This window comes from Kitasatospora sp. NPDC101801 (assembly GCF_044766665.1).
GTDB lineage: Bacteria > Actinomycetota > Actinomycetes > Streptomycetales > Streptomycetaceae > Kitasatospora.
Window position 1 is genome coordinate 1 of the sequence record NZ_JBIWML010000069.1, and the last position, 17,925, is coordinate 17,925.

A 17,925-nucleotide genomic window follows, 5' to 3' on the forward strand; every position below is an offset into this window, starting at 1 on the left:
ATCACCACCCTCAACCAGCTGCGCCGCCGCCACCCCGCCCTCCAGCAGCTCCGCGACCTCACCTTCCACCCCACCGACAACGACCACGTCCTCGCCTACTCGAAACGCAGCGGAGCGGACGTCTTCCTGGGGGTGGTCAACCTCGACCCACGGCACGCGCACGAGGCCACCGTCACCCTGGACCTGACCGCGCTCGGTCTGACACTCGGCCAACAGGTGCTCGTACGAGACGAGTTGACCGGTGCGGTGTACCACTGGGGCACCCGCAACTACGTCCGGCTCGACCCCGCCGTGGCCCCCGCGCACCTGCTCACGCTGGACCGGGGGGCGCCCGTATGACCACCGCAGTCGTCTGTGACTCCTGTGCCGCCGTCGTCCGGCGGCCCACCCGCCAGGCGGACGAGCTGGTGCGCCCGCTGCTGCCCGCGCTCGTCCCGTGGCTGGTGAACCGGCGCTGGTTCGCGCACGAGCGGGGCTGCCTGCAGGCGCTCGAACCGCTCGGCAGCAGCGTGCTGGCCGGTGATCCGGCCGACCCCGACGCGCCGGTGCTGCTCCACCTGCTGCTGACGGCGCGGCACTCCGGTTCCGGTGCCCCGGTCCGGCGCTACCAACTGCTGATCGGCATCCGTCCCTCGCTGCCCGCCGGGTTGGCGCCGGCCCGGATCGGCATCGCCACCGGCGGTGAGTGGGACGGCCGGTACCTCTACGAGGCGACCGAGGACCCGGAGCTGATGTCCCGACTGCTGGAACGGTCGGCGGCCGGGCGCGCAGAGGGTCTCCAACTCTGGCTTTCAGACGGGCCGTTGGACCTGACGGGACTGGTGCCGCGGGCACTCTCGGTGGAGCAGAGCAACACCTCGGTGGTCTACGGCGACCGGCTGATGTTCAAGCTGCTGCGCAGCCCGGAGCCGGGGTCGCACCCGGAGGTGGAGACTCTGCGCGGTCTCACCGAGGTCGGGTCCCCCCGGACCAGCGGACTGGTCGGCTGGCTGGGCACCGCCGGGGCCGGCGCGGAGGAGATGGTGCTCGGTGTCCTCACCGAGTTCCTGCCCGCGGAGGGCAACGGTTGGGAGCTGGCCGTCGAGCAGGCGGCCGACTGCCTGGTCGGCAACTGCCGGGTGGTGCCCGCGATCGGCGGCTTCACCACCGACGCGCGCGCGCTCGGCGAGGCCGTCGCCGAGCTCCACACCGCGCTGACCAAGGCGTTCGGGCGGGCCAGGATGGAGTCGGCCGACGTCCTGGACCAGGCGGGCGGGATGGAGCGTCGGCTCAAGGCGGCGGTGCGGCTGGTGCCCGACCTGGAGCCCTACGCGGGCCGGATCACCACCCTGTACGACGACTACGCCAAGGTGGCACTGCGCGGCGTGGGCGAGCACGGCCAGCGGATCCACGGCGACCTGCACCTCGGTCAGGTGCTGCGCGGCGCGGACGGCTGGAAGATCATCGACTTCGAGGGCGAACCGGCCCGCCCGGCCGCCGAACGCGGGCTGCCGCAACCCGCCCTGCGGGATGTCGCCGGGATGCTCCGCTCGTTCGACTACGCGGCCCAGCAGGCGCTGGCCGAGGTGCTGCGCCGGGAGGAGCAGGGTGCGGCCCCGCCCGAAGGCGAACCCTCCGCGGTCCGACTGCGGCAGAGCCGCCGGGCCTACGCCTGGGCGGTGCGCAACCGCCGTGCGTTCACGGCCGGTTACGCAGCCGCCGGCGGCATGGACCCGCACTGCCACCCGGTCGCGCTGCGCGCCTTCGAGGCGGACAAGGCGGTCTACGAGGCCGTCTACGAAGCCCGGCACCGCCCGGACTGGCTGCCCATCCCGCTGGCCGCGATCCAGCGGCTGGTCTCCGGCCGCTGAGCCCGGCCGTCCGCGCGCCCCTTCCGTTCCCGTCTCCACGAAAAGGACCGACCCGTGACAGTCCCGCCGACCACCCGGACGACCACCGCCCGCTCCGGGGCGCTCGTACCGGCGCCGCTGCCGACGGAGGAGCACGACCGGCTGCTGTCCGGTGAGCACCACGACCCGCACGGTGTGCTCGGCGCGCACCTCACCCCGGAAGGGCTGGTGGTCCGCGCCCTTCGCTCCGGGGCGGACCAGGTGGTGGTGGAGACCAGGGCGGGTGAGGCCCGGCTGGTCCCGGACCGGGACGGCCTGTTCACCGGTCTGCTGCCCGGCGTCGACGAGGTCCCGGCCTACCAACTGCGGGTCAGCTACGCGGGGGTGGAGTACGTCCAGCAGGACGGGTACCGGTTGCCGCCGACGTTGGGTGAGTTGGATCTGCATCTGATCGCGGAGGGTCGGCACGAGCAGTTGTGGCGGGCGTTGGGTTCGCATCTGCGGACGGTGGAGGGTGTTCCGGGGACGGCGTTCGCGGTGTGGGCGCCGAACGCGGCGGGGGTGCGGTTGATCGGTGACTTCAACCACTGGGACGGCACCGGTCATCCGATGCGCTCGCTCGGCTCCTCCGGCGTCTGGGAGCTCTTCGTCCCTTGGGTCGGCGCGGGCACCCGGTACAAGTACGAGGTGCGGACCGGCGACGGCCGGGTGCTGGAGAAGGCCGACCCGCTGGCCCGCGAGGCCGAGTGCCCGCCGGGCACCGCCTCGGTGGTCACCGAGTCGACGTACGAGTGGGAGGACGCCGACTGGCTGGCCCGCCGGGCCGCGACGGCCCCGCACGAGGCGCCGATGTCGGTCTACGAGCTCCACCTGCCGTCCTGGCGGCCGGGGTTGACCTATCGTCAACTGGCGGACGAACTCCCGGCTTATCTGGAGGAGTTGAACTTCACGCATGTGGAGTTCATGCCGGTGATGGAGCATCCGTTCGGGGGTTCCTGGGGGTACCAGGTGTCGGGTTTCTACGCGCCGACGGCGCGGCTGGGCAGCCCGGACGACTTCCGGTTCCTGGTGGACACGCTGCACCGGCACGGTATCGGGGTGATCGTGGACTGGGTGCCGGCGCACTTCCCCAAGGACGACTTCGCGCTGGCCCGGTTCGACGGCGAGCCGCTGTACGAGCCGGCCGACCCGCTGCGGGCCGAGCACCCGGACTGGGGGACGCTGGAGTTCGACTACGGCCGCACCGAGGTCCGCAACTTCCTGGTCGCCAACGCCGTCTACTGGTGCGAGGAGTTCCACATCGACGGCCTCCGGGTGGACGCGGTCGCCTCGATGCTCTACCTCGACTACTCCCGCGAGCCCGGCCAGTGGGTGCCGAACGCGGAGGGCGGACACCAGAACTTCGACGCGGTGCGGTTCCTGCAGGAGATGAACGCCACCGTCTACCGGCGCTGCCCCGGCGTGGTCACCATCGCCGAGGAGTCCACCGCCTGGGCGGGCGTCACCCGGCCGACCGACACCGGCGGCCTGGGCTTCGGCCTGAAGTGGAACATGGGCTGGATGCACGACTCGCTGCAGTACCTCGGGCGGGAGGCGGTGCACCGCCGGTACCACCACGACGAGCTCACCTTCGCGATGACGTACGCGTACTCGGAGAACTACGTGCTGCCGATCTCGCACGACGAGGTGGTGCACGGCAAGGGCTCGCTGGTCGCCAAGATGCCCGGCGACTGGTGGCAGCAGCGTGCCACGGTGCGGGCCTACCTGGGCTTCATGTGGGCCCACCCCGGCAAGCAACTGCTCTTCATGGGGCAGGAGTTCGCCCAGGGGGTGGAGTGGGACCACGACGCGGGCCTGCAGTGGTGGCTGCTGGCGGAGGACTGGCCGGCCGCCGCCGACCACCGCGGTGTGCAGCACCTGGTCCGGGACCTCAACCGCACCTACCGGGAACGCCCCGAGCTCTGGCGGCTGGACACCGACCCGGCCGGGTTCGAGTGGCTGGACGTCACGGCGGCGGAGGAGAACGTCTACGCCTTCGTCCGCCGGGACGGCACCGGCCGGCAGCTGGTCAGCATCAGCAACTTCTCGCCCGTCCCCAGGCCGGCCTACCGGGTCGGGCTGCCGCAGGGCGGTGACTGGCGCACCGTGCTGGACACCGACGCCCCCGGGTACGGCGGGTCGGGTGCGGCCGGGGAGCCGGCGGTGGTCACCGCCGAGGCGGTCCCCTGGAAGGGCTGGGACAGCAGCCTGGAGCTGGTCGTGCCGCCGCTGGCGACCGTCTGGCTGGTCCCGCAGGACCGCACCCCGGCACCCGAGGAGCCCGTGGCGGCGCGGCACGCGTGACGCCCGACCGGCCGGGCCCTGACATTCACCGATGTCAGGGGCCGGGACCGGACAGGGCCGGGACCGCTCCGACGTCGGAGCGGTCCCGGCCCTGTCCGGTGGTCAGCCGCGCTGCGAGGTGACCGTGGAGGCCGGGCGGCTCGGCAGTGCCAGCAGACCGACCTCGGCGAGGGCGTTCTCGTAGGCGCTCATCGCCTCCTGGGCGTCGCCGATCTCCTTCCAGAGGTCTCCGACGTGACGCCACACCGTCGCGTGGTCCCGGCTGACCGGGACCTGGCTCAGCTGGCGCTCCACGGCCCGCAGGGTGGCCCTGGCGCTGTCCGGCTCACCGCTCATGTACTGCGCGTGGGCGAGGATCACCCGGGCCTCGGCGGCCTCCCAGTGGGCGTCGTTGCGCAGCAGCCCGAGGGCCCGACTGGCGTGCGACAGCGCGTCCGTGGGGTGCCCGAGGCGTACCGCGAGCCGGGCGAGGCTGACCTCGTTCCTGGCCTGTTCCATCGCGCTGCCGACGTCCAGCAGGGCCTGCTGGGACTCCTCCAGCAGCTCCTTGGTCCGGTCCAGGTCGGCGTCGGGCATGCTGAGCAGCAGGTAGCCGTAGGAGCCCTTCAGCAGTGCCTGGTGGCGCACGTTGTCGCTCTCGGCCATCATCGCCAGCGCGCGTTCGGTGAGGGTCAGGGCCTCCCTGATCCGACCCTGGGAGGTCGCGACCACGGCCGCGTTCCAGTAGACCGAGCCCCGGGCCACCCGCGACCCGGTCTGCTCGGCGGCCGGGATCAGCCGGCTGGCGATCAGCTTCGCCTGGGTGAGGTCGCCCCGGCTGCGGTAGCAGCTGATCAGGGTGGCCCCGAGCTGGATGTGGTCGTCGGTGACGCTCAGGCCGAGCCCGTCCAGGGTCCGCATGGCGCGTTCGCCGATCTCCACGCTCAGCATCTGGTCGCCGGAGTCCCGGTAGCAGCGGCACAGTGCCACCGCCAGCTGGGTCCACTCGGCCGATCCGGGCACCACGTCCGGGCTGTCGAACAGTGAGGTCAACAGCTGGATGGCGGCTTCGAGCTGACCCAGCTTCTCGAAGGCCATGGCCTGGCCGAGCCGGGCCCGGTGGATCATCTGGTCGCTGAGGAACGGCGCGGCGGCGAGCGCCTCGCTGTACGACTGCAGGGCTTCGCCGTTGGCGCCGTTCCGCATCGCCATGTCCCCGAAGGCGATCTTGAGTTCCAGCTCGTGGACCCGCGCGTCGTCACGCCCTGTGCGCAGGTACTCGACCGAGCACCCGACCCGTTCGGCCAGTGCCTTCAGCACGGCGTCGGAGGGTGCCCGCTTGCCGGTCTCGATCAGGGACACGTAGCTGACCGAGATGTCGGCGGAGGCAAGGTCCTGTTGGTTCAGCCCCTTCTTCTGGCGCAGCTCACGGAGTCTCTGCCCGATCCCACTCGTACTGCTCTGTGGTTGCTCCATGTCTCTCCGGTCAACGGTTCCGTTTGACTTCCTGTTTTACAGGAAGTGCCCCGGCTGGCCAAGGTGTCGACGCGTGAGTCTTGCTACACCGCAACTTGATGATTGACAGAGTGAGTCAATTTCGATTGACTCTCCTTGTCAATCACCCCACCTCCTAGAGATGACACCACCATGCCGAAGTCCATCGCCCTGCTCTTCACCGGCGCGGTCCTGGCCGTGAGCGCTCTGCTGGCCACCTCGTTCGCCACTTCGTCCGCCGCCTCGGCGCCCACGGTGGTCAACGGCCCCGAGGCCGTCCTCGGCTCGCCGTCGCCGACCGTCACCCCCGGCCCGCCCGAGTGCTGCTGAGTCGGTCCGGCCCCACGGCAGAAGAAGGAGTGAGATGCGCGTCGACCTCGTGACCAGGGAGTACCCGCCGGACGTCTACGGCGGGGCCGGCGTCCATGCCGCCGAGCTGACCCGGGCCCTGCGCCGGCTGATCGACGTCCGGGTGCACTGCTTCGGCGAGCCGCGGTCCGAGGCCGGGACCACGGCCTACCCGCTCCCCGCGGACCTCGCCGAGGGCAACGCCGCCCTGGGCTTCCTCGGGGCCGGGCCGCGGATCGCGACCGGCTGTGCCGGCACCGACCTGGTGCACAGCCACACCTGGTACGCCAACACCGCCGGGCACGTGGCCGGTCGGCTGTACGGCGTCCCGCACGTGATGACCCTGCACAGCCTGGAGCCGCTTCGCCCCTGGAAGGCGGAGCAGCTCGGTGGCGGATACGCCCTGTCCAGCTGGATGGAGCGGTCCGCCGCCTCGGCCGCCGACGCGCTGATCGCGGTCTCCGGGGCGATGCGCGACGACATCCTCGAGGTGTACCCCGAGATCGCGCCGGACCGGGTGCACGTGATCCACAACGGTATCGACACCGAGGTCTACCGACCGGATCACGGCACGGCGGTGCTGGACCGCTTCGGCATCGACCCGGACCGCCCGATCGTCCTCTTCGTGGGTCGGGTGACCCGGCAGAAGGGTCTGCCGCACCTGCTCCGGGCGGCCTTCGAACTCCGGCCCGAGGCACAGCTGGTGCTCTGCTGCGGCCGGCCGGACACCCCGGAGATCGCCGCCGAGGTGTCCGACCTGGTGGACGAGCTGAGCCGCCGCCGCAGCGGGGTGTTCCGGATCGACGGGATGCTGGACGCGGTGAGCGTGCGTCAACTGCTCACCCGCGCGACGGTGTTCGTCTGCCCGTCGCTCTACGAGCCGATGGGCATCGTGAACCTGGAGGCGATGGCCTGCGGCACCGCCGTGGTGGCGACCGAGGTCGGCGGCATCCCCGAGGTCGTCGAGCACGGGCGGACCGGCCTGCTGGTGGAGTACGAGCAGCGCCCCGACGGCACCGGCGAACCGGTGGACCCGGAGCTGCTGGCCCTCGAACTCGCGCTCGCGATCAACCTGTTGCTCGACGATCCGGAGCTGGCGGCCAAGTACGGCCAGGCCGGCCGGGAGCTGGCCGTGCAGGAGTTCTCCTGGGACCAGCTGGCCCAGCGGACGGTCGAGGTCTACCGTCGCCTGACCGGGGCCGCCTGACAGCACCCGTGGGTGGCCGGCGGCGCGGCCTGCCGGGCCACCCCCCGAAGCGCCCTTCGGCCACCCACGGGATCACCGCATCGCCGCCCGCTCCGGTCGGCGGCCGCTCCGCCCGCTCCGCCCGCTCCGCTCGGCGCGGTCCAGCAGGGCCAGCGCAGGACCGGCCGCCAGCGTGGTGAGCAGCGCCGCCAGCAGCAGGCACTCGAACAGCTCGCGTCCGATGATGCCCGCCTGGTGCCCGGCCGCGAGCACCACGATCTCGGTCAGCCCCTTGGTGTTCATCAGGACGCCCAGCCGCAGCGCGTCCTGCCGTCCGAAGCCGTACCACCGGCCGGCCAGCGCGCAGACCAGCAGCTTCGACGCCGTCATCACGAGCAGCACCACCAGGAGCCGGCCGAGGAAGCCCGGCGCGGTCACGCTCGTCCCCAGGTCCACCTGCTGGCCGGTGCCGAGGAAGAAGCACGGCAGCAGGGCCGCGGCCACCACGCCGAGTCCGGCCGCGCCGCCCGGCGCCCCCGAGCGGTCCGTCCCCGGGTCGGCCGCGGGCAGCAGCAGGCCCAGCACCAGCCCGCCGAACAGCGCGTGCAGCCCGAGCGCCGAGGAGACCGCAGCCGCCAGGCAGATCGCGCCTAGCAGGGGCACCACTCCCCACTCCCGGGCGGCCCGGGGCCGACGGGGCTCCCGCACCGTCCGGTCCCGCACCGTCCGGTACCGGGCCGCGAACGCCGCCCCGCCCACCGCGAGCAGCCCCAGCAGCAGGTTGCCGAGCTCGATCCGGCCGGACAGCCACAGGGCCAGCGCCAGCAGGCACCAGCAGGCGCCGTCGCCGATCGAGGCGGCGGTCAGGCTCAGCCGGCCGACTGGGGTCGCGTCCAGGCCCCGGTCCTGCAGGATCCGGGCCAGCACCGGCACGGCCGTCACACCGAAGGCGCAGGCGACGAAGACCGCGAAGGCGGCCGGTGAACCGTTCGCCCCGGCGCCGTGCAGCCAGGGGGTGAGCAGCAGCCCGGCGACGGCGGGCACCAGCAGTGAGACGGTGGCGAGCGGCAGCGGGGAGCGGGTCGGCGGCGCCTGCGGACCGTCCCGGTGCGGCCGGGCGAGGGTGGCGCCGATCTCGAACGCGTAGACGGCCACGCCGAGTTGGGCCAGGCCGTTGAAGACGGTCAGGGCGTCGGGGCCGAACAGCCGGTGGTGCCAGTCCGGCAGCAGCCGGCCGAACAGGGTCGGTCCGAGCGCGATCCCGGTCGCCACCTCCGCCAGCACCGGTGGCTGTCCGAGCCGGACGGCGATCCGGCCGGCCCCTCTGCTCAACCCCAGGATGACGGCGAGGCCCAGGAGTAGACGGGTCGTCAGGTCCAAGGTGGAGGTCACGGGATCCAAACCTTCCTGTGGATTCAAGGCATGGCAAAGCAGACGCAACGCGCAGTGAATGACAGCGGGATTTACCATTTGAAATCTAGTGAGTCACATTGCCAGGTGTCGATGTGCCGGGGAGCGGCCGGCCGTACTCTCCGAGGTCGGTCCGCCGACCCGCCGGGTCCGGGTGGCGAGGGCCCGGCGAAGCCGTCGGTGGGCCGGCCGGAGAGGCGGTGCCGGCCGAAATGGTGAGCGATCGCCGGGCCCAGCTGCGAGGATTCGGGCATGACTACGCTCAAGCAGCAACTGCAGGAGGACCTCACCGCCGCGATCAGGTCCCGGGACGAGCTCGCCTCCTCCACCATCCGGCTCACCCTGTCCGCCGTCACCGCCCAGGAGAAGGCGGGCGAGACGGAGCGGACGCTCTCGGACGACGAGGTGCTGAAGGTGATCGCCCGGGAGGCGAAGAAGCGTCGGGAGGCGGCCGAGGCGTTCGACGCCGCCGGCCGTACCGACTCGGCCGCGCAGGAGCGGGCCGAGGGCGAGCTGCTGGCGCGCTACCTGCCGAAGCAGCTCAGTGACGAGGAGCTGACCGCGATCGTCGCCGAGGCGGTGGCGGCGAGCGGGGCGACCGGCCCGCAGGGTATGGGCGCGGTGATGAAGCTGGTGAAGCCGAAGGTGGACGGCCTGGCCGAGGGCGGACGGGTGGCCGCCGCGGTGAAGGCCGCGCTGCAGCCGTAACAGCGGCCGGACAACGGCGAGGGCTCGCCCCGGTCTCCCGGGGCGGGCCCTCGCCGTTGTGTCGGTCAGCCGGTCAGCCGGTCAGCCGGTCAGCCGGTCAGTGCCGGCCACCGCCGTTGCCGTTCCCGCTGTTGCCGTTCCCGCCGTTGCCGCCGATCAGGCCGGGCGGCAGGGTGAAGTTGCCGCCGATCAGCCCGCCGTTGGCGGTCGCGCCGTCGCCGGAGGGCGGGGAGGCGGAGGAGCTCGGGTCGGGCTTGGGCTGCGGGTCGGGGATGTTGACGGTCTGGAAGGTGCTCTTGGGCGTGCCGTCCAGCGCGTCGCTCATCGCCATCTGCCAGATCGGCCCCGGGCCCGTAGCGCCGTAGACCCCGGCGTTGAACCGGGTCGGGCCGATCTTGATGTTCTTCATCGAGACGTTCCCGGTCGGGCCGCCCAGCCAGACCGAGGTGACCAGCTCGGGGGTGTAGCCGGTGAACCAGGCCGCGTACCGCTCGTCGGTGGTACCGGTCTTGCCGGCGATCTGCCGGTGGTCGTCCAGGCCGAGGGTGGCGGCGGTGCCCTTCTCGGTCACGCCGAGCAGCAGGGTGTTGATGCCGTCCGCGGTGGTCTGGCTGATCACCTGGGTGCAGTTGGCCTGCGGCACCTTCAGCTGGGTGCCGGCCGTGTCGACCACCGACTTGAGGGCGACCGGCGCGCAGTACTTGCCGCGCGCGGCGAAGGTCGCGTAGGCGTTGGCCATCACCATCGGGGAGACCTCCTGGGTGCCCAGCACCATGGAGGCGACCTCCTGCAGCGGCTTCCCGCTGGCCAGGTTCTTGATGCCGAGCTTGTCGGCCATCTGCTTGACCGCGCAGAGGCCCATCTCGGCCTCCATCTGCACGAAGTAGGTGTTGACCGACCTGGCCATCGCCTCCTTCAGCGCGTACGGGCCGATCTCGGACGTGCTCTCGTTGGTGAGCTTCTTGCCCTTCTCGTACCAGGTCCCGGTGCAGGTCGACATCTTCGGGTAGTCGATCTCGTACTGGGAGGGGTACTCCTGGGTGATCGGGATCCCGCTCTCCAGCGCCGCCGCGGCCAGGATCGGCTTGAAGGTCGAGCCGGGGGCGAAGCCGTTGCCGCCTCCCATCGCCGCGTCGGCGTTCAGGTTCAGCACGGTCTGGTTCTGCTTGGCGTCCAGCCCGTACGGGCGGCTCTGCGCCATCGCCAGGATCTCGCCGGTGCCCGGCTTGATCATGGTGGCGGCGGCCGCCACCGAGTCGGTCGCGTAGACCTTGGTGGTCACCGCCTTGTACGCGGCGGCCTGCTTGTCCGGGTCGATGGTGGTGTAGATCTTCAGGCCGCCCTGGCTCCACAGCCGCTGCCGGTCGGTGGCGGTCTTGCCGAAGGCCGGGTCCTGCTTCACCACGTGCCGGACGTAGTCGCAGAAGAAGCCCATCCCCGCCTGGGCGGTGATGCAGCCGTTCAGCGGCTCCTTGTACTTCAGGTTGAGCGGGCTGGCGATCGCTTCCTTGGCCTGCGCGTCGGTGATGTGCTTGTTCTCCAGCAGCTTGCCGATCACCGTGTCGCGGCGGGCCTGGGTCGCCTTGGGGTGCAGCAGCGGGTCGTAGGCCGTGGGGTTCTGCACCAGCCCGGCCAGGGTGGCGGCCTCGGCGATGCTCAGGTCCTTGGCGCTCTTGCTGAAGTAGCGGTTGGCCGCCGACTCGACCCCGTACGCCTGGTGGCCGTAGAAGGTGATGTTCAGGTAGTTGGTGAGGATCTGATCCTTGGTCAGCTCCTCCTCCAGCTTGATGGCGATCTTCAGCTCCTGGATCTTGCGACCCAGGCTCTTCTTGGTGGCCTCGCGGAAGGCGTCCTTGTCGTCGCCGGCCAGCTCGACGTTGACGTTCTTCACGTACTGCTGGGTCAGAGTGGAGGCACCCTGGGTCGCCTCGCCGGACTCGGCGTTCTTCCCGATCGCGCGGAGCACGCCCTTGAGGTCGATCGCGCCGTGTTCGTAGAACCGGGCGTCCTCGATGTCGACCTGCGCCTGCCGCATGATCGGGGCCATCTGCTCCTGGGTCAGGATGGTCCGGTCGCGGTCGAAGACCTTGGCGATCTGACCGCCCTTGGCGTCGTAGATGTACGAGGCCTGGGAGAGGGTCGGCGCCTTGAAGTCGGTCGGGACGTTGTCGAAGCTCTCGGCGGTGTCCTTGGCGGTCAGGCCGAGTGCCCCGATGGCGGGCAGCGCCATGCCCGCGACGAGAACTCCGGCCAGCACGCTGATGCCCAGGAACTTGAGCCCGAGCCCGGCCTTGTCAAGCGGGGATCCCGCGGGTCGCTGAGGTGCCATGGAGAGAACACTACGTCGCTGATTCCCGGACATGGGGGCAGGTGTTCGCCTAGGCTTGTCACAACACTGCGACAGCTTCGCTCTGTTCATCATCATCACTCTTGTGAGTGATGAGCTTTGCCCGAATTGCTCCATTATCGGGTGATAAGTCGTCAGCTCCGCCGGGCCCACTGTGGCAGAGGGTGACGAAAGTGCTCCGAATGTCCTTGGCAAGGCCCCCGACCTGCGATCACTCCAACGAGTGAGAAGACGGATACCCATAGTCCGATCGGGTCATTTGAGATTGGGCCCGAAGGGGCTGTTGCGTGCTGTCGTTCTTCCGTAACGTCCTCAACTGGCAGCGGTGAATATGCCGTTGCCGCCGTGGGGGAGCCCCGATTCGGGAGAGGACGGCGCCGTGATGGGCTGGGTGGACGACTGGAGTGCGCAGGCAGCCTGCCGCACGAGTGATCCAGACGAGCTGTTTGTTCAGGGGGCGGCGCAGAACCGCGCCAAGGCGGTCTGCAGTGGGTGCCCGGTACGCACCGAGTGCCTCGCGGACGCGCTGGACAACCGGGTGGAGTTCGGCGTCTGGGGTGGGATGACCGAGCGCGAGCGGCGGGCCCTGCTCCGCCGTCGGCCGACGGTGATGTCCTGGCGCAGGTTGCTGGAGACCGCCCGCACCGAGTACGAGGAGTCGCTCGCCACGGGCGTCATCCTGACCGACTACGCACAGGCGGGCTAGCCCACACGGCCCTCCCGCAGTAGACGCGCGCGGCCGTTGGGGGACGGCCGTCCGGAGTACGGAGTCGGCCGGCTGACCTGTCGTCAGCCGCCCGCCCGCAGTGCCCGGTGTCGGCGGCCTGGTGAAGCCCGGGCGCGCCGCACCCGAGGCGTCAGTCCCGGCTGCCCAGCCGCTCGCCGATGGCGCGCAGGCCGTCCAGGTCGTGCACGTCGCCCGGCAGGGCCGGCACCTCGACGATCGGCACGTCCGGGTAGACCGAGACGAACCGGTCGCGGGTGAGCCGCTCACGGGCCATCACCTGCATCCGCTCGGCGTGCAGCCGGAGCAGCCCGGCGGCCAGCGTCTCGGCCGCCACCGTGGTGCTGCCCGAGCCGTTCTCCTCCAGTGCCTCGGCCGCGGCAAGCGCGCGCTCGGCGGTGAGCTGGGGCGCCCCGGTGCGGTGCACCCGGTTGAGCACCAGCCCGGCCAGCGGCATCTCGTCGGCGGCCAGCCGGTCGACGAAGTACGCCGCCTCGCGCAGCGCGTCCCGCTCCGGCGCGGCCACCACCAGGAAGGCCGTGCCCGGTGCCTTGAGCAGCTGGTAGGTGTTGTCGGCCCGCTCGCGGAAGCCGCCGAACATCGAGTCCATCGCGGAGACGAAGGTCTGCACGTCGGTCAGCAGCTGGGCGCCGAAGATCTTGCCCAGGGTCCCGGTGATCAGGCCCATGCCGACGTTCAGGAACTTCATCGCGCTCCGCCCGCCCACCTTGGCCGGGGCGGTCAGTATCCGGATCAGCCGGCCGTCCAGGAACGAGCCGAGCCGGTTCGGCGCGTCCAGGAAGTCCAGCGCGGAGCGGGACGGCGGGGTGTCCACCACGATCAGGTCCCACTCGCCGGCCGCCCGGAGCTGGCCGAGCTTCTCCATCGCCATGTACTCCTGGGTGCCGGCGAACCCGGCGGAGAGCGACTGGTAGAACGGGTTCTCCATGATCGCCTTGGCCCGCTCGGGCTCCGCATGGGCCAGCACGACCTCGTCGAAGGTCCGCTTCATGTCCAGCATCATGGCCTGCAACTCGCCGTCGCCGGCGACGTCCTTGACCACCCGGGGGGTGTTGTCCAACTCGGTCAGGCCCATCGACTGGGCCAGCCGCCGGGCCGGGTCGATGGTCAGCACGACCACCTTCCGGCCGCGCTCCGCCGCCCGCAGGCCGATCGCCGCCGCGGTGGTGGTCTTGCCCACCCCGCCGGAACCGCAGCAGACCACGATCCGGGTCGTCGGGTCCCCGATCAGGGTGTCGATGTCGAGCTCGGTCATGCCGCCCCCTGCCGCTTCAGCTCGCCCGCCAGGCGGTACAGCCCGCCCAGGTCCACACCCCCGCCGAGCAGCGGGAGTTCGTACGTCGGCCGCTTCAGCTGCTGGAGCGCCGCCCGCTGCTCGCGCTCCAGCTCGACCCGTTCGGCGTGCTCCCTGGCCTGGTCCAGCAGCGGGTCGAGCAGCGGCTCGACCGCCGCCCGGACCGTGGTCGCGGACCGGGACCGCCCGCCGAGGCCGGCCTCGCCGAGCGCCAGCGCGACCTCCTCGCGGTGGTCGCCGTGCACCGCGTCGACCGCGGCGGCGTCCAGCACCGGCGGCCGGACCATGTTCACCAGCACCCCGCCGAGCGGCAGTTGGGCCTCGGTCAGCTCGGCGATGCCGTCCACCGTCTCCTGCACCGGCATCTCCTCCAGCAGGGTGACCAGGTGCACCGCCGTCTCCGGCGACCTGAGCACCCGCATCACCGCCTGCGCCTGCCCGTGGATCGGCCCGAACCTGGCCAGCCCGGCCACCTCGGAGTTGACGTTCAGGAACCTGGTGATCCGTCCGGTCGGCGGCGCGTCCATCACGATCGCGTCGTACGCCCGCCGCCCGTCCGGGCCCTTCCGCCGGGCCGCCTCGCACGCCTTGCCGGTCAGCAGCACGTCCCGGACCCCGGGCGCGATGGTGGTGGCGAAGTCGACGAAGCCGACCTTCTGCAGCGCCTTCCCGGCCCGGCCCAGCTTGTAGAACATGTCCAGGTACTCGAGCAGCGCCTGCTCGGTGTCGATCGCCAGCGCGTACAGCTCACCGGCCGGGCCCCGGCCGTCCAGCCCAAGGCGGGACCGCGAGACGGTGGCGACCTTGCGCTCCTCGTACGGCAGCGCCGCCAGCCCGAACAGCTCGGCGATGCCCTGCCGCCCCTCCACCTCGATCAGCAGCGTCCGGCCTCCCTCGGCGGCCAGCGCCAGCGCCAGGGCGGCCGCGACGGTGGTCTTCCCGGTGCCGCCCTTGCCACTGACCACGTGGAGTCGGACACCCTCCCAGTCCGGATCGCGCCGGTCCACCTGGTCCACGCTCCGTCTCCGTCCGTCTCAGCGGCGCCGCACCCGGTGCGCCGCCTCCTCCCGCGAGGGTAACCAGCCGCCGCCCCCGATGCCGGGAGCCCGGGGGGAAGCATGCCGATTCATGCCCGGGCTGTGTCCCGGATCACACCGCCGCCAGGCACTAGAGTCACCCTCATGACCAAGTGGGAATACGTCACCGTGCCGCTGCTCGTCCACGCCACCAAGCAGATCCTGGACTCCTGGGGTCAGGACGGCTGGGAGCTCGTCCAGGTCGTTCCGGGCCCGAACCCGGAGCAGCTGGTCGCCTACCTGAAGCGGGAGAAGAGCTGATGAGCAAGGTTGAGGACAAGCTGGCCGAGCTGGGCCTGACCCTCCCGGGGGTGGTCCCGCCGGTCGCCGCGTACGTCCCGGCGATCCGCAGCGGCGAGTACGTGCTGACCGCAGGTCAGCTCCCGATGGTCGCCGGCAAGCTCCCGAGCACCGGCAAGGTCGGCGCCGAGGTGACCGCCGAGGAGGCCAAGCAGCTGGCGCAGATCTGCGCGCTGAACGGCCTGGCGGCCATCAAGTCGGTGATCGGCGACCTGGACAAGGTCGAGCAGATCGTCAAGGTGGTCGGCTTCGTCGCCTCCGCCCCCGACTTCACCGGCCAGCCCGGCGTGATCAACGGCGCCAGCGAGCTGCTCGGCGAGGTCTTCGGCGCAGCGGGCGTGCACGCCCGGAGCGCGGTCGGCGTCGCGGTGCTGCCGCTGGACGCGCCGGTCGAGATCGAGTTCCAGGTCCGCATCTCCGCCTGACGGCGGGTCAGGGGCTCGGGGCTCTGTTGTTTTGCGGCTCCGCCGCGCGGGCGACGCCTTGCTTTTTGGCAGGTGCTCAGCCCGTTACGGAGTCAGGGGCTCGGGGAACTGCGACGCCGGCCTCGGAACAGGTGATCCGTTCAGGGGCGGTCAGGCACTTTCGCAGTGACCCGAGCGCCAGATCTCCTCGCAGTTCCCCGAGCCCCTGGGTAGTTGACCGCTGAGCGCCTGCCTACAGCGCAGCCCCGAGCCCCTGGATAGTGCAACCGAACGCCCTGCCAAAAGCGCAGCCCCTGGGTAGTAGAACCCGGAGCGCTTGCCCGCAGTGCAGTTCCCCGGGCCTCTGACCGTGGAGCCGGGGCGCCTCGCGAAGGTGCAGCCCGGGGGCCTGTCCGTGGGCGGGATGGGCGGGTTAGCATCCGGGCATGATGCCGATGCCGCCGTCCTGGCCTGCCCGGATCCGGGCGCTCGCGGCGGGTGAGCTGACCCCGCCGGTCGCGAAACCGTCCGCCACCGTGGTGCTGCTGCGGGACGCGGCCGCAGGCCCGGAGGCGTACCTGCTCCGCCGCCGCACCTCGATGGCGTTCGCGGCCGGGATGTACGCCTACCCGGGCGGCGGCGTCGACCCGCGGGACGCGGAGGCCGAGCTCGGCTGGGCCGGGCCGAGCCCCGCCGAGTGGGGCGAGCGGCTCGGGGTGGACGCCGCCACCGCGCAGGCGGTGGTCTGCGCCGCCGTCCGGGAGACCTTCGAGGAGGCCGGCGTGCTGCTGGCCGGCCCCGACGCCGACACCATGGCCGACGCCGCGGACTGGTCCGCCGAGCGGGCCGCACTGGAAGCGCACGAGCTCTCCTTCGCCGACTTCCTCCGGTCGCACGGGCTGCTGCTCCGCTCCGACCTGCTGTCGGCCTGGGCCCGGTGGATCACCCCGGCCTTCGAGGAACGCCGCTACGACACCTGGTTCTTCGTCGCCGCGCTGCCCGCCGGACAGCGGGCCGCCGACTCGGTGGGCGAGGCGGACCGGGTCGCCTGGCTGACTCCCGCCGAGGCGGTCGAGGGCCATGCGGCGGGCCGGTACGGCATGATGCCGCCGACCGTGACGGTGCTCCGCGAGCTGCGGCCGGCCGGTACGACGGCGCAGGTGGCCGCACTGGCGGCGGACCGGAAGATCGAGCCGGTCCTCGGTACGGCCGAGCTGACCGGTGATCGGATCTCAGTGCGATGGTCGGGGTATGAAGAGCTGACCATCGAGGGTATTTTTCCTCTCAACTGACCGCTCCGTCCAGGAAGGATCGCCCGATGACCCACAACGACGTGGTTCGCCGTGCGGCGTACCCCCAGCCCACCCTCTCCGTCCGGCCGCTGACCCTCCGTTCGCTGGCGGGGCAGCTCGACCCCGTCCCGGTGGAGCCGTACCTGCGCTCCCTGGTGCGGTCGCTGCACCCGCGCACCCTGCACCGGATCTGCGAGGGCGGCCGGTGAGCGGTCCACTTCCCGGTGACCCCGCCGCCGAGATCGGCGGCGGGGCCACCCCCCGGGCGTTCTGCGTGCTGGCGCCGAACCCCTCGCCGATGACGCTCGACGGCACCAACACCTGGCTGCTGTCCGAGCCCGGCTCCGAGCTCGCGGTGGTGATCGACCCGGGCCCGCTGCACGAGGGGCACCTGCGCCGGGTGGTCGACCTCGCCGAGCAGCAGGGCAAGCGGGTGGCGCTGACCCTGCTGACCCATGGTCACCACGACCACGCCGAGGGCGCGGCCCGGTTCGCCGAGCTGACCGGCACCGAGGTCCGGGCGCTGGACCCGGCCCACCGGCTCGGTTCCGAGGGCCTGCACGGCGGCCAGGTGGTCGAGGTCGGCGGCCTGGAGATCCGGGTGGTCGGCACCCCCGGGCACACCCTGGACTCGCTGACCTTCCACCTGCCGGCCGACGGCGCGATCCTGACCGGCGACACCGTGCTCGGCCGGGGCACCACGATGGTCGCGCACCCGGACGGGACGCTGGGCGACTACCTGGACTCGCTGCGCCGCCTGCACACCATGGCCGCCGAACAGGGCGTCCGCACGGTGCTGCCGGGCCACGGCCCGGTGCTCACCGACGCGCTCGGCGCGGTCGACTACTACCTGGCCCACCGGGCCCACCGGCTGGCCCAGGTGGAGACCGCCGTGGAGGCCGGCTACCGGACCGCCGGGCAGGTGGTCGCCAAGGTCTACGCGGACGTGGACCGCGCGCTCTGGCCCGCCGCCGAGCTCTCCGTGCTGGCGCAGCTGCGCTACCTGGAGGACCACGGCCTGATCTGACGCCGGACGTGTCGGACCCGCCGGATACGCCTGAGGGCCCGTGAGCAGCGGCGGTTTCTAGGGGTCGTTGCAACACGTGGTCGGTTGTCTAGGCCGCGAGCAGTTTATGCAGGCGCTCGGCTGGGGTTTCCCAGCCGAGCGTT

At 71.7% G+C, this 17,925-nt stretch carries 16 protein-coding genes and 1 pseudogene; 12 read left to right on the forward strand and 5 right to left on the reverse strand.

Going from position 1 to position 17,925, the window contains the following annotated elements; genetic code table 11:
* The 3 genes and pseudogenes from ACIRPK_RS35665 to glgB all read left to right on the forward strand — a co-directional run.
* Positions 1-339 (forward strand): annotated as a pseudogene (locus tag ACIRPK_RS35665) (alpha-1,4-glucan--maltose-1-phosphate maltosyltransferase); the annotation flags it as partial.
* On the forward strand, positions 336-1,850 hold the full coding sequence (locus ACIRPK_RS35670; protein WP_403046786.1) for a hypothetical protein: 1,515 nt from the start codon (positions 336-338) through the stop codon (positions 1,848-1,850). The pseudogene ACIRPK_RS35665 and the gene ACIRPK_RS35670, both read left to right, overlap by 4 nt.
* A gap of 54 nt (positions 1,851-1,904) precedes the next feature.
* Entirely contained in the window at positions 1,905-4,172 is a 2,268-nt protein-coding gene (gene glgB, locus ACIRPK_RS35675) for a 1,4-alpha-glucan branching protein GlgB (RefSeq protein ID WP_403046789.1), read from the forward strand.
* Between the two features lie 102 nt (positions 4,173-4,274).
* Here glgB and ACIRPK_RS35680 read toward each other — a convergent pair whose 3' ends face one another.
* Positions 4,275-5,627, reverse strand: coding sequence for a helix-turn-helix domain-containing protein (locus ACIRPK_RS35680; RefSeq protein ID WP_403046791.1), 1,353 nt, complete (start codon positions 5,625-5,627; stop codon positions 4,275-4,277).
* 171 nt (positions 5,628-5,798) lie between these two features.
* On the opposite strand from ACIRPK_RS35680, the gene ACIRPK_RS35685 reads away from it, so the two are divergent.
* Both ACIRPK_RS35685 and glgA read left to right on the forward strand, forming a co-directional pair.
* Positions 5,799-5,975 (forward strand): hypothetical protein, encoded by a 177-nt coding sequence (locus tag ACIRPK_RS35685; RefSeq protein ID WP_403046794.1) that lies wholly within the window; start codon positions 5,799-5,801, stop codon positions 5,973-5,975.
* 34 nt (positions 5,976-6,009) lie between these two features.
* Positions 6,010-7,200: a glycogen synthase gene (glgA, locus tag ACIRPK_RS35690; protein WP_403046796.1), complete on the forward strand. Its 1,191-nt coding sequence runs from the start codon at positions 6,010-6,012 to the stop codon at positions 7,198-7,200.
* A gap of 72 nt (positions 7,201-7,272) precedes the next feature.
* Here glgA and ACIRPK_RS35695 read toward each other — a convergent pair whose 3' ends face one another.
* Entirely contained in the window at positions 7,273-8,571 is a 1,299-nt protein-coding gene (locus tag ACIRPK_RS35695) for a cation:proton antiporter (protein WP_403046798.1), read from the reverse strand.
* Between the two features lie 270 nt (positions 8,572-8,841).
* Here ACIRPK_RS35695 and ACIRPK_RS35700 point away from each other — a divergent pair, with 270 nt between their 5' ends.
* The gene (locus tag ACIRPK_RS35700; protein ID WP_403046800.1) at positions 8,842-9,297 is read left to right on the forward strand and encodes a GatB/YqeY domain-containing protein; all 456 of its coding nucleotides are present in this window, start codon (positions 8,842-8,844) and stop codon (positions 9,295-9,297) included.
* Between the two features lie 97 nt (positions 9,298-9,394).
* Here ACIRPK_RS35700 and ACIRPK_RS35705 read toward each other — a convergent pair whose 3' ends face one another.
* Positions 9,395-11,626 carry a transglycosylase domain-containing protein gene (locus tag ACIRPK_RS35705; RefSeq protein WP_403046803.1) on the reverse strand — a complete coding sequence of 744 codons (2,232 nt, stop codon included), beginning with the start codon at positions 11,624-11,626 and terminating at the stop codon, positions 9,395-9,397.
* A gap of 400 nt (positions 11,627-12,026) precedes the next feature.
* On the opposite strand from ACIRPK_RS35705, the gene ACIRPK_RS35710 reads away from it, so the two are divergent.
* Positions 12,027-12,350 carry a WhiB family transcriptional regulator gene (locus tag ACIRPK_RS35710; RefSeq protein WP_033333275.1) on the forward strand — a complete coding sequence of 108 codons (324 nt, stop codon included), beginning with the start codon at positions 12,027-12,029 and terminating at the stop codon, positions 12,348-12,350.
* A 151-nt stretch (positions 12,351-12,501) separates the two neighbouring features.
* Here the strand turns inward: ACIRPK_RS35710 and ACIRPK_RS35715 are convergent, their stop codons facing one another.
* Both ACIRPK_RS35715 and ACIRPK_RS35720 read right to left on the reverse strand, forming a co-directional pair.
* Positions 12,502-13,644, reverse strand: coding sequence for an ArsA family ATPase (locus ACIRPK_RS35715; protein WP_403046805.1), 1,143 nt, complete (start codon positions 13,642-13,644; stop codon positions 12,502-12,504).
* Entirely contained in the window at positions 13,641-14,699 is a 1,059-nt protein-coding gene (locus tag ACIRPK_RS35720) for an ArsA-related P-loop ATPase (protein WP_403046808.1), read from the reverse strand. The genes ACIRPK_RS35715 and ACIRPK_RS35720 overlap by 4 nt, the downstream gene beginning before the upstream one ends.
* Positions 14,700-14,864: 165 nt before the next feature.
* On the opposite strand from ACIRPK_RS35720, the gene ACIRPK_RS35725 reads away from it, so the two are divergent.
* The 5 genes from ACIRPK_RS35725 to ACIRPK_RS35745 all read left to right on the forward strand — a co-directional run bounded on the left by ACIRPK_RS35725 (position 14,865) and on the right by ACIRPK_RS35745 (position 17,782).
* The gene (locus tag ACIRPK_RS35725) at positions 14,865-15,020 is read left to right on the forward strand and encodes a DUF4177 domain-containing protein (protein WP_157531528.1); all 156 of its coding nucleotides are present in this window, start codon (positions 14,865-14,867) and stop codon (positions 15,018-15,020) included.
* Positions 15,020-15,484 (forward strand): RidA family protein, encoded by a 465-nt coding sequence (locus ACIRPK_RS35730; protein WP_403046812.1) that lies wholly within the window; start codon positions 15,020-15,022, stop codon positions 15,482-15,484. Before ACIRPK_RS35725 ends, ACIRPK_RS35730 begins: the two co-directional genes overlap by 1 nt.
* Before the next feature lie 425 nt (positions 15,485-15,909).
* Positions 15,910-16,755 (forward strand): NUDIX hydrolase, encoded by an 846-nt coding sequence (locus ACIRPK_RS35735; RefSeq protein ID WP_403046814.1) that lies wholly within the window; start codon positions 15,910-15,912, stop codon positions 16,753-16,755.
* A 26-nt stretch (positions 16,756-16,781) separates the two neighbouring features.
* Positions 16,782-16,964 carry a hypothetical protein gene (locus ACIRPK_RS35740; protein WP_403046817.1) on the forward strand — a complete coding sequence of 61 codons (183 nt, stop codon included), beginning with the start codon at positions 16,782-16,784 and terminating at the stop codon, positions 16,962-16,964.
* Positions 16,961-17,782: an MBL fold metallo-hydrolase gene (locus tag ACIRPK_RS35745; RefSeq protein ID WP_403046819.1), complete on the forward strand. Its 822-nt coding sequence runs from the start codon at positions 16,961-16,963 to the stop codon at positions 17,780-17,782. The genes ACIRPK_RS35740 and ACIRPK_RS35745 overlap by 4 nt, the downstream gene beginning before the upstream one ends.
* The last annotated feature ends 143 nt before the right edge of the window (positions 17,783-17,925 follow it).